Below are 12084 nucleotides of genomic sequence, written 5' to 3'. Positions count from 1 at the left end.
TGATCTCGCAACGAATCCGGCGCCGGCGCGTTCACTTGTCAGTGAGGCTTGATGGAGGTTTCCATGTCGGACGCCAAGCGGGACACCAGGGACGCGGATCCGAAGTCGGACAAGAAGACGGACCGGAAGGTCGAGCCGATGCCGCCGGAAGGGCCGCATGCCCGTCCCGACCTGACCGATCACGAGAAGACGCCGGGAACCGGCTCGCTGCCGGATTCCGACACCAAGGGCATCGATATCGGCCCGGGCTGAGGGAAGGGCGGGGTTGAGGTGCATCGGGCGGCCCGGCGGCCGCCCGATGCATGTCGGTATTACCAGTGTCGGGACTACCAGTCGGCGCCGGTGCGGATCGCCTGCGCTTCCTCGGCCGCCTTCATCTGCGCCTGCGTGAACTGCATGGCGTGGCGGCAGAGATCGGTCGAATCCGTCCAGAGATTGCGCCAGATGCCCAAGATTCCGGAAAGCGGCTCGCCGGCGACGGCGGAGGAGAAGGATTCGAACGCGATCGGACCCTGGTAGTTCGCCTTGACCAGGCCGCGGAAGATCCGCGTGAAGTCGATCGATCCGGTGCCGAGATAGCCGCGATGCGATTCGCCGGTGTGGAAATAGCCGAGATAATCGCCGGTCTCGATGATGGCGCGCTCGGCGTCGGCTTCCTCGATGTTCATGTGGTAGCAGTCGAGGTGCACCTTGACGTTCGGCATGCCGACGCGCTTGCAGAGCTCGACGCCCTGGGCGGCCGTGTTGATGACGTTGGTCTCGTAGCGGTTCACCACTTCGAGGCCGAGGGTGATGTTGCTCTTCGCCGCTTCCTCCGCGATGCGGCGGAGCACCTCGACCGCGCCGGCGACGCCTTCCGGCGTGGCGGGCGTGAAGTATTTCTGGAAGCCGGAATAGAGGATGCCGGTGATGTGGGTGCCGCCGAGGTCGCGCGTCGTCGAGACGACCTTCCTCAGATGCGCCTCGCCGCGCGCCTTCTTGTCGGGATCGCCGGAGGAGATGTCGCAGCTGTCGTCGAGGCCGAGCGACGTGGTGATGCCGATACCGTGCTTCTCCAGCGCCTTCACCGTGAAGGGGATGTCGATCAGCGACGGGTCGAGGGCCGGGGCCTCGATATAGTCGTAGCCGAGGTCGGCGGTGCTGGCGATCGCGCGCTCGGCTTCCCCGTGGCTCCAGCCGCCGACCCAGACCTGTGCGTGAACGCCCAGTTTGTTCTTCATGGTTTCCTCCCTCTTCGGTTTCAGGGCTCTTGCGGCCCTGTCTAGATTCCCTTCCGCGGCGCCGGCGGGGCGATCGAGGCCCGCGCCTGCAGCGTGCATTTGAGCTGGATGTGGGCCGGCGGCGACGTGTCGCCGTCGATGCGCGCCTTGAGCCGCGACCAGATCGCCTGGCCGATTTCCTCGATCGGCTGGCGGATGGCGGTCAGCGGCGTCGCCCGCGCCCGCATCCAGGCATAGTCGTCGAAGCCGACCAGCGAGATCGATCCGGGAATGGCGATCCCGCGTTCGGCGAGCGCGGAGAGGGCGCCGAGCGTGGTGAAATTGGTGAGCGCGAGGATCGCCGTCGGCGCCGGGTTCTTGCCAAGCCATTCGGCCAGCCGGGAGGAGGCAAGCCCGAAATCGCCGCCGGTCTCGACGATGGTCGGCGGCGGCAGGCCGAGGCTTTCCGCGACCGCTCCCGCGCCGGCGCAACGTTCCCGGATGTTGGCGAGACGCAGGATGGAGGCGGCGATCAGGATGTCGCGATGACCGTTCTCGACGAGATGGCGCATGCCGATCGCGCCGGCGTTCTCGTTGTCGACCGATACGGTGTCGGCGGCCGGGTCGTGCGTGATGCGGTCGGCGATGACATAGGGGACGTTCGCCTTCTCGATCAGCGCCCGCGCCGGAAATTCGTCGGAGCTCGGGATGACGACCAGTCCGGCCGGGCGCCAGGCGAGCATGGCGGCGAGGCGCGACTGCTCGACCTCCGTCTCGCCGCGGGAACTGGCGACGATCAACTCATAGCCCTGATCGCGCAGATTGGCTTCCAGCTCCGATACCACCGCCGTGAAGAACGGATTGTCGAGATCCGGAACCAGCACGGCGATGATGCGCGCCTTGCCGGTCCGAAGCAGCGCGGCGGCGCGATCCGCCTGGTAACCGAGCGCCTCGGCAGCCTCGCGCACGCGCTGCGCCAGCGCGGCGTTGACCGGCCGGCTGCCGTTCAGGACGTTCGAGACCGTGCCCGGCGAGACGCCGGCCCGCTCGGCGACGTCGCGGATGGAGATCGGCTTTTCCGTCACGCCCGGCTCCTCGGTTGCGGCGATCCCGATGGGGAGGGTCGCAAAAACGATTTATGAAAAATCGTTTTACCGTTTCTCGTCAGGGACCGCAACGGAAGACGATAGGCGCGGAACCGCGCGACAAGATGACGGCGCTATTCCCCTATCAGGTCCAGGCTCGCCGCCCGTTCGCGCAGCATCGCCAGCAATTCGATCCGGCGCGGTTCCGGCGTATCGACCGGCAGGACGAAGCAGAGCGTCAGCGTGACGCCGCCGCGCGCGTCGCGGATCGGGGCTGCGAGGCACCAGGTGAAGCGATCGGCCAGCGCCGCGCTCTCGCTGTAGCCCTGCCGCCGCGCCAGCGCGATGTCGGCGAGGAATTCCTCCTGCGGGATGAGGCGGCCGTCCGGCAGGCGATAATCCTCGGCCGGCACGAAGGCGCGCACCGCCTCGTCGCTCATGTGGGTGAGCAGCAGACGGCCGGAGGCGGTCCAGGGGATCGGCACCTCGACGCCGATCTGGCTGGAGATGCGGAACGGGCCGGTCGAATCCCGGCAGTCGAGCACGACATATTTGTTGCCGCGCAGGCCGCAGAGCTGCGCCGTCTCGCCGCTGTCGCCGGCCAGCCGGTCGAGCGCCTCGACGATACGCGGATAATGCGCGTTGTGGTGGCTGTAGGCCCAGCCGAAGAGATGCATGGCGCGGCCGAAATAGACATGGCCGTCGGCGCCGACCGTCTCCAGCATGTCCGCCTCGAGCAGGCGGTTGACGATCTCGTAGGTGGTCGAGCGCGGCGCGCCGATCCGCCGCGCGATCTCGCCGACGCGCATCGGCGCGCGATGACGCAGCAGCGCCTCGAGCAGGATGATCACCCTGTCGATGCCGCGCTTGCGCTCGCCGCCGGCCGTGGCCGCCGTCTCCTGTCGGGTGTCACTCGGATACGCGGTTTCCGTCATGTCAGGCCTGCTCGTTCATGTTTCCAGGGTCGCGCCGGAAGACGCTTGAAAGATGTTCGGACTGGGTCTAGCTTCGTATGTGTCCGATATATAAGCAAGATGTACAGTATATCGGACACTAAAGAGGGCCCGGGCGGAGAATTTGGGGCACCTGGCAGGGGAGAGCGTCGTCGTGAACGGCGCGTTGCCGGCTTGTCCTTTTTTCGGCGCATCGCGGCACAACCTTCCAGGGGAAACGTGATGAAAAAATCTTCTCTCTTTGCATCCGCAAGCATGCTGGGACTCGGCCTCCTCATGAGCGTGGCGGGCGTTTCTCAGGCCGACGCCGCGGCCAACTGCATCAAGGGCGACCGCAAGGCGCCCTACACGCTGGGCTGGGCCAACATCTATTCCGTGCCGACCTGGATGAAGCAGACCCAGGGCACGATCGAAGCCGAAGTCGAGCAGCTGAAGAAGGAAGGCCTCGTCGACAAGCTCGTCGTCACCGACGCGCAGGGCGACGCCAACGTCCAGATCCAGCAGATCCAGTCGATGATCGACGCCAATGTCGACGCCATCATCCTGATCGCCGGCTCGTCGACCGCGCCGGCCCGCGTGCTGGCCGACGCCTGCGCCAAGGGCATCGCCATCATCAATTTCGACAGCCTCGTCGACACCGATGACGTGACCGCCAAGGTCAACACCGACTCGCACCAGTGGGGCGAGCAGGCGACCAAGTTCATGATCGATTCGCTCGGCGGCAAGGGCAAGATCCTGATCCTGAACGGCCCGGCCGGCGTCTCCGTCAGCGACGATCGCCGCGCTGGCGCCAACGACCTGCTCAAGGCCAATCCGGACATCCAGGTCCTGGCCGAGACGAACACCGCCTACAACGTCGCGCCGGCGCAGGAGGCCGTCACAAGCCTCTTGTTCGCCAATCCCGAGATCGACGGCATTCTCTCCTTCGGCGGCGCGCTTTCGGCTGGCGCCGTGCTGGCGCTCGACAAGCAGGGCCGCGAGCAGGTTCCGATCACCGGCGAGAACGCCCGCCAGTTCCTCGAGCTCTGGAAGGACAAGGGCCTGAAGAGCTGGGCGACGATGCAGCCGAACTGGCTCGGCGCCTTCGCCGCCTACACCGCCGTGCAGGCGCTGGAAGGCAAGGACGTGCCGGCCTTCGTCAAGATCCCGCTGCCGGTCATCGACAATTCCAACATCGACGAGTACCTGGCCCGCGCCAAGGACTTCCCGGCGGACGGCTATATCTTCTCGCCGTATGACCGGGAACTGTTCGCCAAGCTTCTGGCCCAGAAGTAAACCGGACGATCCTCGTGGCTTCGCCCGCACCCATCCTCGCCGCGCGCGGGGTGTCGAAGGCATTCTTCGGCAACCCCGTCCTGCGCTCGGTTTCCATCGAGTTGATGCCGGGGCGCGTGCATGCGCTGCTCGGCGAGAACGGCGCGGGCAAGTCCACGCTCATCAATCTGCTGTCCGGCGCGCTGCGTCCGGACAGCGGAACCATCGAGATCGACGGGCAGGCGGTCAGCCGCCACAGCCCGCCGGACGCGCGCCGGGCGGGTATCGCCGTGGTGCAGCAGGAGCTGAGCCTGACCAGCTCGCTCTCGATCGCCGAGAATATCGGCCTCGGCGCCTATCCGCGCCGCTTCGGCCTCGTCGACTACGCCGCGCTGGCCGCCCGCGCCAAGGCGGCCTGTAATCTCGTCGGGCTGCACGAGCCGCTGGCGACGCCGGTCGGCGAGCTGTCGCTTGGCCGGCGCCAGATGGTCGAGATCGCCAAGGCGCTCTATCGCAAGCCCCGCGTGCTGATCCTCGACGAACCGACCTCGTCGCTCTCGGCCACCGAGACGCGCATTCTCACGACGCTGCTGGAGAAGCTGCGCGGCGAGGGCATCGCGATCCTCTACATCTCGCACCGGCTGGAAGAGGTGATGCAGCTCTGCCAGCACGTCACCGTGCTGAAGGACGGCACCTGCACGGCCGATCGCTCGCTCGAGGGCGTCAACGCGGCCGGCCTGGTGCGCCTGATGGTCGGGCGCGACCCCGGCGACCTCTTCCCGCGCTGGGACAGCACGCTCACCGCCACCACGGCCGTGGCTGTCACCAAATTCTCCGCCGGCGCGATGCAGGACGTCGATCTCGACGTCAAGGCGGGTGAGGTGGTCGGCATCGGCGGGCTGGTCGGCCAGGGCCAGGAAGACCTGTTGCTCGGGCTCTACGGCGCCATTCCCGCCAAGGTCGCCTCGGCGACGATCGGCGGCCAGTCCGGCCTGCCCGGCAACGTGCCGCAGGCCAATGCGCGCGGGCTCGCCTATGTGCCGGCTGACCGCAAGCGCGAGGGCCTGCATCTGATCCATCCCATCATCACCAACCTGATGCTGCCGGCCTTCGCCCGCATGCCGGCGCTGAAGCTGCGCAGCCGCAAGGCCGAGCGCGAGACGGCGATGGGGCTCGCGGTCCAGTTCTCCATCAAGGGCGATCTCGGCCGCGCCGCGCAGGCGCTCTCCGGCGGTAACCAGCAGAAGGTCGCGCTGGCGAAATGGATGCCGCACGATCCGTCCGTCCTGCTCCTCAACGATCCGACGCGCGGCGTCGACGTCGAAACCAAGCGGGAGATCTATCAGATGCTGCGCGCCTTCGCGGCCTCCGGCAAGGCCGTCGTCCTGCTCAGTTCCGACACGCCGGAGCTGGTCCATCTCTGCGATCGCGTCGCCGTCGTGCGCGAGGGGCGGATCGTGACCATGCTCGATCGAGGCGGCCTGAGCGAGGAGGCGATCGTCGCCGCCGCCATGGGCGCCGAGCGCGAAAGGCAGGCAGCATGAGCAACCCCTCCATCTCCGCGCCCGGACGCGGCAACGCGCTCTATTGGGCGGTCCAGGCCAAGCGCAATATCGGCGTCCGCAGCCTGTTCCTCGTCGTCCTCGCCTTCCTGATCGCCTATGGCGTGCTGTTCCCGGGCCTCTTCACGGCGGCGGGCTTCGCCAAGTTTACGCAGAGCTGGTTCCCGCTGGCGCTGGTCGCCATGGCGCAGGCGATCCTGATGCTGACGGGCGGCATCAGCCTCGCCATCGGCGCGCTGGTCAGCCTCGGCGCGGTGATCGCCGCGACTACCATGACCGGTCCGCTCGGCGTCGCCGGCGGCGCGGCGCTGGTCGGCCTCGCCGGCCTCGGCATCGGGGCGGTGACCGGCCTGATCGTCGTCAAATTGCGCCTGCCGGCGATCGTCGTGACGCTGGCCGGCTCGTTCATCATCGCGGGTGCGGCGCTGCTCGTGCTGCCGCGACCCGGCGGGGCGATGCCGGACTGGCTCTCCAACCTGCTCGCCGGCAATACGCCGGCCGCCTTTGCCGTGCTGGTCGTCATCGTGCTTCTCTGGAAGCTCTATCTGGCGACACCGCTCGGACTCAGCCTCTATGCCGCCGGCGAAAATCCCGTCGGCGCCTATCGTTCCGGCGTTCCGGTCGACGCCGCCCGGATCGCGGCCTATGCGATCAGCGGCCTGCTCTGCACCGGCGCCGGCCTGTTCGTCGCGGCGCAGACCGGCTCCGGCGATCCGATCATCGGCACGTCGTTCACGCTGAATTCGATCGCCGCCGCCGTTCTCGGCGGCATCGGCTTCCTCGGCGGCCAGGGCACCATGCGCGGCGCGCTCGCCGGCAGCCTGCTGCTCAGTCTGATGATCTCCGTGATGTTCTTCCTCGGCTTCACGCCGGTCGCACAATATGTGGCGCAGGGCCTGATCATCATCGGCGCGGTCGCCATTCCCCAATTCCGCATGAGGGCCCGATGAGCATCAGCGACGCCGGAATCCTGTCCAGGTCCCGCATCCGGGCCATCGTCACCAGCCGGCCGTTCCTGACCTTCGCCATCGTGGCGCTGGTCTGGATCGTGGCGAGCTTCGTCTCGCGCGGCTTCGGCGCCTATGGCCATCTGCGCTATCTGGTCGAGCTCGCCGCCGTCATCGGCATCGTCGCGGCGGGGCAGACTTTTGTGGTCATCGCCGGCGGCATCGATCTTTCGGTCGCGGCGATCGTCACCGTCGCCGCCGTCGGCCTGCCGCTCTTCGCGATCGACGCCGACCCGACCGGGCTGACGCCGATCCTCGCCGTGCTCGCCATGACGACCGCGATCGGCCTCGTCAACGGCCTCGGCGTGGCGCTGTTACGCGTCCACCCGATGATCATGACGCTGGCCATGGCGACCTTCCTGCAGGGGCTGCTGATCATCATCGCCGGCGGCAGCGCCGTCACCGCCGCCAATCCGCTGGTCAGCTGGGTCGGCAATGCGAGGCCCTTCGGCGTGCCGGCCGGCATCCTCGTCTGGGTGGTCATCTCGGTCGTCGTGCTGGTGGTGATGCATGCGACGCCGTTCGGCGCGCGGCTGTTCGCCATGGGCGCCGGGCCGCTCGCGGCCAAGCTCTCCGGCGTGCCGATCGCCACGACGACGATGGCGGTCTACGGCATCAGCGGCTTCATGGCGGGCCTCGCCGGCATCCTCGTGCTCGGCATGAACGGCCAGGGCTATGTCGGCATCGGCGACCCGTATTTGCTGGCCTCGATCGCCGCCGTGGTGCTGGGTGGCACCTCGATCCTCGGCGGGCTCGGCACCTATGCCGGCTCGATCCCGGGCGCGATCCTGCTCGTGACGATCACGGCGCTGATCACCGTCGTCAACGCCTCGCCCGGCTGGCGCAGCATCCTGTTCGGCACGCTGATCCTCGCTTTGCTGCTGCTCTCGGGCCGCGAGGCGGCGCGCCGCTAGGGCGGACCTCGCTCGGGCCAACAGACCCTCACCCCAACCCTCTCCCGCAAGCGGGAGAGGGAGTTCGCCGTCGCGTGTTGCCCACGCTCTCCATCGATGACGGTCGCCGCCAAACCCTCGCCCGCTGGCGAAACCGGCCGATCTCCAAGATGTCCGAAATTTAACCGCGCGGACATCTGGGCTTCTGGCCGCGGCGGCGGGTCTGCCGCTGCGGTGGACGCGTCGCGTAACGCACTGCAAAGTCTGGCTTATTCAAGGTTGCGCCGGGGGCGGCGCCCTGTCCGGGCCTGCCCGTCCTCCTCGATCCCCGGCGATCCCGCTACCCCCGCCCGGCGGGTGGAATTGCCATGTCGCGACGGCGCCCCACTTCAGTTTCAGGCTGGTGTCGCCTCCCGCCCGGTATGGGCTGAACGACTCTGGCGGAGTTGGAGGAAAATCATGAAGACAAAACTCGCACTCGCAACCGCTTCGGCCTTGGCCCTCTTCGCGTTGACGGCTGGCGCTCCGGCGTCGGCGGCCTCGACGCATGGCCTGAGCTGCAAGGCGGGCACGCAGGCGACGCGGGTGATGGAGAAGGGCAAGCATGTGTGGCGCTGCGAGACGCCCACCCATCACAACCTCACCCCGTCGAGCGGAACCATGGCGCCCAAGGGAACCATGGCGCCTAGCAAGGGCACGAGCTACTAGATCGATAGCGTCGAGTAGACTTGTCAGAATTCGCGGGACGGCGCGCGTCGCGGGCCGTCCCGCCCGTCTGTCCGCTCAGCGGCCGTCGTAGCGGGCGAGGCCGAGATCGTCGGAATGGATGTCCGGTGTCCTGCCGTCAATCAGGTCGGCGAGCAGCCGGCCCGAGCCGCAGGCCATGGTCCAGCCGAGCGTGCCGTGTCCCGTATTCAGGTAGAGATTGCCGTAGCCCGTCGCGCCGATCACCGGCGTGCCGTCCGGCGTCATCGGCCGGAGGCCGCACCAGAAGCTCGCCTTTGACTGGTCGCCGGCGCCGCCGAACAGATCCTCGACCGAATAGACCAGCGTGGCTTTTCGCGACGGCGGCAGGTCGCGGTTGAAGCCGGCGATCTCCGCCATGCCGCCGACGCGGATGCGGTCGCCGAGGCGGGTGATGGCGATCTTGTAGGTCTCGTCCATGACCGTCGAGACCGGGGCGCGCGTCTCGTCGACGATCGGCACCGTGATCGAATAGCCCTTGACCGGATAGACCGGTGCGCGGAGGCCGAGCGGCTTCAGGAGGCGCGGCGTGAAGCTGCCCATCGCCGCGACGAAGACGTCGCTGGCGAGCTCGCCGGCCGAGGTCTCGACGGCGACGACCCGCTTGCCCTCGGTGCGGAGGCCGAGAATGTCGACGCCATAGCGGAACACGACGCCGAGCGCCTCGGCCCGCCGCGCCAGCTCGTTGGTGAACTTGAAGCAGTCGCCGGTCTCGTCATGCGGCAGCCGCAAGCCGCCGACGATCTTGTCGCGGACATGCGCGAGGCCCGGCTCGGCGCCGACGCAGCCGGCCGGGTCCAGCACTTCGAACGGCACGCCGTCGCTTTTCAGCACGTCGACGTCCTTGCCGATGCCGTCCAGCTGCTTCTGCGTCCGGAACAGCTGCAGCGTGCCCTGCGCGCGACCGTCATATTGGATGCCGGTTTCGTCGCGCAGCGCGATCAGGCAGTCGCGTGAATATTCGGCGAGCCGCACCATCCGGCTCTTGTTGGTGGCGTAGCGGGACGAAGTGCAATTGCCGAGCATGGCGATCACCCAGCGCCAGGTATCGGCGTCGAGCATCGGCTGGATGATCAGCGGGGCGTATTTCATGAACACCCACTTCACCGCCTTCTGCGGGATGCCGGGGGCGGCCCAGGGCCAGGAATAACCGGGCGAGATCTCGCCGGCATTGGCGAAGCTGGTTTCCAGCGCCGGGCCGGGCTGGCGGTCCACCACCGTCACCTGATGGCCGGCCTTGGCGAGATAATAGGCGGACGTCACGCCGATGACACCCGCGCCGAGAATGGTGACTTTCATGGCTTTCCCTGCCCACGCGCCGGCGGCGCCCGGTGCCGATCATCATCGGCCTTCCGGCGACCGTCCCGGCGTCGCCCCATCGATCCCTCCATCATATTGCGCCGTCGTGCGAACGTCTGATCTATTCGCGCAAGGTCCTGCGATCCGATCGCAACTTGCGCAACCTTCCACGCCGCCGCCGAAAGAAAATTCATGTCCAGCCTCGATGCCATCGACCGCAACATCATCCGGCTGCTCCGCCTCGACGCGCGGATGAGCAATGCCAAGCTGGCGGAGGAGGTTGGCCTGTCGCCCTCCGCCTGCCTGCGGCGGGTCAACATCCTGGAGCAGACCGGCGTCATCCGGGGCTATACGGCGCTGGTGAGCAGCGGCGTCGCCGGGGAGGGGATCGCCGTCATCGTGCAGATCACGCTGGAGCGCCAGACCGAGGACTATCTGAACCGCTTCGAGGCGGCGGTGCGCAAGCATCCCGAGATCCGCGAGTGCTATCTGATGACCGGGGGCTCGGATTATTTTCTGCGGGTCGAGGTCGAGACCGCCGCGAGCTTCGAGCGCGTGCACAAGGAGATCCTGTCGGCGCTGCCCGGCGTTGCCCGCATCCATTCGAGCTTCGCCATCCGCAACGTCCTGTCGACGCGGCGGCCGGCGTAGAATCGGGAGCGTGCGATGCCGCCGATTCGCGCGGACGGGCCGCATGAGGCCAAAAAGAACCCGTCCGCGAAGGACGGGTTCGATAGGTCTCGATCCGTGGATCGATCAGCGCTGACCGCCCTTCGGCATGTCGCCCTTCTTCTGCTGGGAACCCTGCTGTGGGGTCTTTTCGGTCGTCTGGGCCTGCTGGCGCTGCCCGGACTGTTCGCCGCCCTTCTTGCCCATTTCAGAGGCTCGTTTCGGGTCGTTGGCGAAGTTTCCGGATCCGCCGCGGTGCTCTTTGTTGGGCATGTCGCTCACTCCAATGAACCCCGTCCGGCTTGAAAACCCCCTTCCGCGCCAATCGTTCCGAACTTTGCCGCATAACAGGGTGTCTCAGGCCGAAATCTCAGGATTCTGGCCCCCTCGTGTTGACAAGGCAGGGCCTCGCTGCCTATGGTCCGGCCGAATTTTCGAGCGGGCGCCTTGGGCGCTCGTTTCGTTCCCAGAACCCTTTCGCGAGCGTCGCGCCATGAAGATCAAGAACTCGCTCAAGTCCCTGCTCGGGCGTCACCGCGCCAACCGGCTCGTCCGCCGGAAGGGCCGTGTTTTCATCATCAACAAGGTCAATCCGCGCTACAAGGCCCGTCAGGGCTAATGTCTGGGCGTGCCATGGCACGCCTTGCGGATTTGGTTTTGACGATGCCCGTTTGGCGGCTATGATGGCCTCCATGCGGGCATTTGTCGTTTCTCTCGTTGCGTTGGCCGCTCTGGTTTCGCCGTCTCTCGCGTCGACGAGCGACCGGCCCGATATCGTCGTAGGCGGGGATCTCGCCAACCAGAGCATCGATCAATTGTTCGAGACGCTCGGCAAGCCGGGCGACGAGACCGCCGGCTCCACCGCCGAGGCCGAGATCCAGCGGCGCTGGCTCAAGTCCGGCAGCGATACGATCGATCTCCTGATGCAGTGGGCGGCCGAGGCGATCGCGACCAAGGACTATGCGCGCGCCTATGACTTCCTTGATGCCGTCATCGCGCTGAAGCCCGATTTCGCCGAGGGCTGGAACCGGCGCGCGACCCTCTTCTTCCTGCAGGACGAATACGGCAAGGCCCTCTCGGACATCGAGAAGGTGCTGGCGCTGGAGCCGCGCCACTTCGGGGCGCTGGCGGGTCTCGGCATGATCCTGAACGAGATCGACCGCAAGAAGGAGGCGCTCGCTGCCCTCCGCAAGGCGCTCACCATCGATCCCTATCTCGACGACCAAGTGCGCGACGCGATCAAGACGCTGGAGCCCGAGGTCGAGGGCCGGCAGATCTAGCCGCATACGGGCGTAGAGCGCCCAGGAACGCCCCAGAGCGCCGGAGCGTGCCTAGAGCGCCAAGGAATCGCGAACGCGCGAGATCGCGGCCTCGCCGGGCGGCAGGCTTATTTTCAGAACGGGATTTGTCTTGGGGACG

Annotated in this window: 14 protein-coding genes; 9 read left to right on the top strand and 5 right to left on the bottom strand. The window is 67.2% G+C overall.

Annotated elements, in window-relative coordinates:
* The first annotated feature begins 63 nt into the window (after nt 1-63).
* The gene (locus tag AC6HZP_RS20785) at nt 64-252 is read left to right on the top strand and encodes a hypothetical protein (protein ID WP_497524373.1); all 189 of its coding nucleotides are present in this window, start codon (nt 64-66) and stop codon (nt 250-252) included.
* A 74-nt stretch (nt 253-326) separates the two neighbouring features.
* Here the strand turns inward: AC6HZP_RS20785 and AC6HZP_RS20780 are convergent, their stop codons facing one another.
* The 3 genes from AC6HZP_RS20780 to AC6HZP_RS20770 all read right to left on the bottom strand — a co-directional run bounded on the left by AC6HZP_RS20780 (nt 327) and on the right by AC6HZP_RS20770 (nt 3219).
* Complete coding sequence (locus AC6HZP_RS20780; RefSeq protein WP_497524372.1) at nt 327-1220, bottom strand: sugar phosphate isomerase/epimerase family protein; 894 nt, start codon at nt 1218-1220, stop codon at nt 327-329.
* A 41-nt stretch (nt 1221-1261) separates the two neighbouring features.
* Complete coding sequence (locus AC6HZP_RS20775) at nt 1262-2284, bottom strand: LacI family DNA-binding transcriptional regulator (protein ID WP_497524371.1); 1023 nt, start codon at nt 2282-2284, stop codon at nt 1262-1264.
* A gap of 134 nt (nt 2285-2418) precedes the next feature.
* Nucleotides 2419-3219: an IclR family transcriptional regulator gene (locus AC6HZP_RS20770; RefSeq protein WP_497524370.1), complete on the bottom strand. Its 801-nt coding sequence runs from the start codon at nt 3217-3219 to the stop codon at nt 2419-2421.
* A gap of 240 nt (nt 3220-3459) precedes the next feature.
* Here AC6HZP_RS20770 and AC6HZP_RS20765 point away from each other — a divergent pair, with 240 nt between their 5' ends.
* The 5 genes from AC6HZP_RS20765 to AC6HZP_RS20745 all read left to right on the top strand — a co-directional run bounded on the left by AC6HZP_RS20765 (nt 3460) and on the right by AC6HZP_RS20745 (nt 8661).
* Complete coding sequence (locus tag AC6HZP_RS20765; RefSeq protein WP_201400831.1) at nt 3460-4512, top strand: ABC transporter substrate-binding protein; 1053 nt, start codon at nt 3460-3462, stop codon at nt 4510-4512.
* A gap of 14 nt (nt 4513-4526) precedes the next feature.
* Nucleotides 4527-6035, top strand: a complete 1509-nt coding sequence (locus AC6HZP_RS20760) for a sugar ABC transporter ATP-binding protein (protein WP_497524369.1) — start codon at nt 4527-4529, stop codon at nt 6033-6035.
* The gene (locus tag AC6HZP_RS20755; RefSeq protein WP_497524368.1) at nt 6032-7003 is read left to right on the top strand and encodes an ABC transporter permease; all 972 of its coding nucleotides are present in this window, start codon (nt 6032-6034) and stop codon (nt 7001-7003) included. The genes AC6HZP_RS20760 and AC6HZP_RS20755 overlap by 4 nt, the downstream gene beginning before the upstream one ends.
* On the top strand, nt 7000-7974 hold the full coding sequence (locus AC6HZP_RS20750) for an ABC transporter permease (protein WP_201400828.1): 975 nt from the start codon (nt 7000-7002) through the stop codon (nt 7972-7974). Before AC6HZP_RS20755 ends, AC6HZP_RS20750 begins: the two co-directional genes overlap by 4 nt.
* A 438-nt stretch (nt 7975-8412) precedes the next feature.
* Nucleotides 8413-8661, top strand: coding sequence for a hypothetical protein (locus AC6HZP_RS20745; RefSeq protein WP_201400819.1), 249 nt, complete (start codon nt 8413-8415; stop codon nt 8659-8661).
* Nucleotides 8662-8736: 75 nt separating this feature from the next.
* Here AC6HZP_RS20745 and AC6HZP_RS20740 read toward each other — a convergent pair whose 3' ends face one another.
* The gene (locus AC6HZP_RS20740; RefSeq protein WP_497524367.1) at nt 8737-9996 is read right to left on the bottom strand and encodes a D-amino acid dehydrogenase; all 1260 of its coding nucleotides are present in this window, start codon (nt 9994-9996) and stop codon (nt 8737-8739) included.
* Nucleotides 9997-10188: 192 nt separating this feature from the next.
* Between AC6HZP_RS20740 and AC6HZP_RS20735 the strand changes: the two genes are divergently transcribed.
* Complete coding sequence (locus AC6HZP_RS20735; protein ID WP_201400817.1) at nt 10189-10647, top strand: Lrp/AsnC family transcriptional regulator; 459 nt, start codon at nt 10189-10191, stop codon at nt 10645-10647.
* Nucleotides 10648-10752: 105 nt separating this feature from the next.
* Here the strand turns inward: AC6HZP_RS20735 and AC6HZP_RS20730 are convergent, their stop codons facing one another.
* Nucleotides 10753-10938 carry a KGG domain-containing protein gene (locus tag AC6HZP_RS20730; protein ID WP_201404552.1) on the bottom strand — a complete coding sequence of 62 codons (186 nt, stop codon included), beginning with the start codon at nt 10936-10938 and terminating at the stop codon, nt 10753-10755.
* Between the two features lie 220 nt (nt 10939-11158).
* Here AC6HZP_RS20730 and ykgO point away from each other — a divergent pair, with 220 nt between their 5' ends.
* Both ykgO and AC6HZP_RS20720 read left to right on the top strand, forming a co-directional pair.
* Entirely contained in the window at nt 11159-11284 is a 126-nt protein-coding gene (gene ykgO / locus AC6HZP_RS20725) for a type B 50S ribosomal protein L36 (RefSeq protein WP_018181353.1), read from the top strand.
* Between the two features lie 73 nt (nt 11285-11357).
* Nucleotides 11358-11945, top strand: a complete 588-nt coding sequence (locus tag AC6HZP_RS20720) for a tetratricopeptide repeat protein (RefSeq protein WP_497524366.1) — start codon at nt 11358-11360, stop codon at nt 11943-11945.
* Nucleotides 11946-12084 lie beyond the last annotated feature (139 nt).

The sequence above is a fragment of the Kaistia sp. SLG-1 genome, from assembly GCF_059699055.1.
This window is presented reverse-complemented; position numbering and strand designations above follow the sequence as displayed.

Excerpts from the sequence above, each read along its gene's own strand:
- ykgO (WP_018181353.1), top strand. The coding sequence starts at position 11,159 with ATGAAGATCAAGAACTCGCTCAAGTCCCTGCTCGGGCGTCACCGCGCC.
- AC6HZP_RS20735 (WP_201400817.1), top strand. The coding sequence starts at position 10,189 with ATGTCCAGCCTCGATGCCATCGACCGCAACATCATCCGGCTGCTCCGC.
- AC6HZP_RS20770 (WP_497524370.1), bottom strand. The coding sequence starts at position 3,219 with ATGACGGAAACCGCGTATCCGAGTGACACCCGACAGGAGACGGCGGCC.
- AC6HZP_RS20745 (WP_201400819.1), top strand. The coding sequence starts at position 8,413 with ATGAAGACAAAACTCGCACTCGCAACCGCTTCGGCCTTGGCCCTCTTC.
- AC6HZP_RS20780 (WP_497524372.1), bottom strand. The coding sequence starts at position 1,220 with ATGAAGAACAAACTGGGCGTTCACGCACAGGTCTGGGTCGGCGGCTGG.
- AC6HZP_RS20755 (WP_497524368.1), top strand. The coding sequence starts at position 6,032 with ATGAGCAACCCCTCCATCTCCGCGCCCGGACGCGGCAACGCGCTCTAT.
- AC6HZP_RS20785 (WP_497524373.1), top strand. The coding sequence starts at position 64 with ATGTCGGACGCCAAGCGGGACACCAGGGACGCGGATCCGAAGTCGGAC.
- AC6HZP_RS20765 (WP_201400831.1), top strand. The coding sequence starts at position 3,460 with ATGAAAAAATCTTCTCTCTTTGCATCCGCAAGCATGCTGGGACTCGGC.
- AC6HZP_RS20730 (WP_201404552.1), bottom strand. The coding sequence starts at position 10,938 with ATGCCCAACAAAGAGCACCGCGGCGGATCCGGAAACTTCGCCAACGAC.
- AC6HZP_RS20720 (WP_497524366.1), top strand. The coding sequence starts at position 11,358 with ATGCGGGCATTTGTCGTTTCTCTCGTTGCGTTGGCCGCTCTGGTTTCG.
- AC6HZP_RS20750 (WP_201400828.1), top strand. The coding sequence starts at position 7,000 with ATGAGCATCAGCGACGCCGGAATCCTGTCCAGGTCCCGCATCCGGGCC.
- AC6HZP_RS20740 (WP_497524367.1), bottom strand. The coding sequence starts at position 9,996 with ATGAAAGTCACCATTCTCGGCGCGGGTGTCATCGGCGTGACGTCCGCC.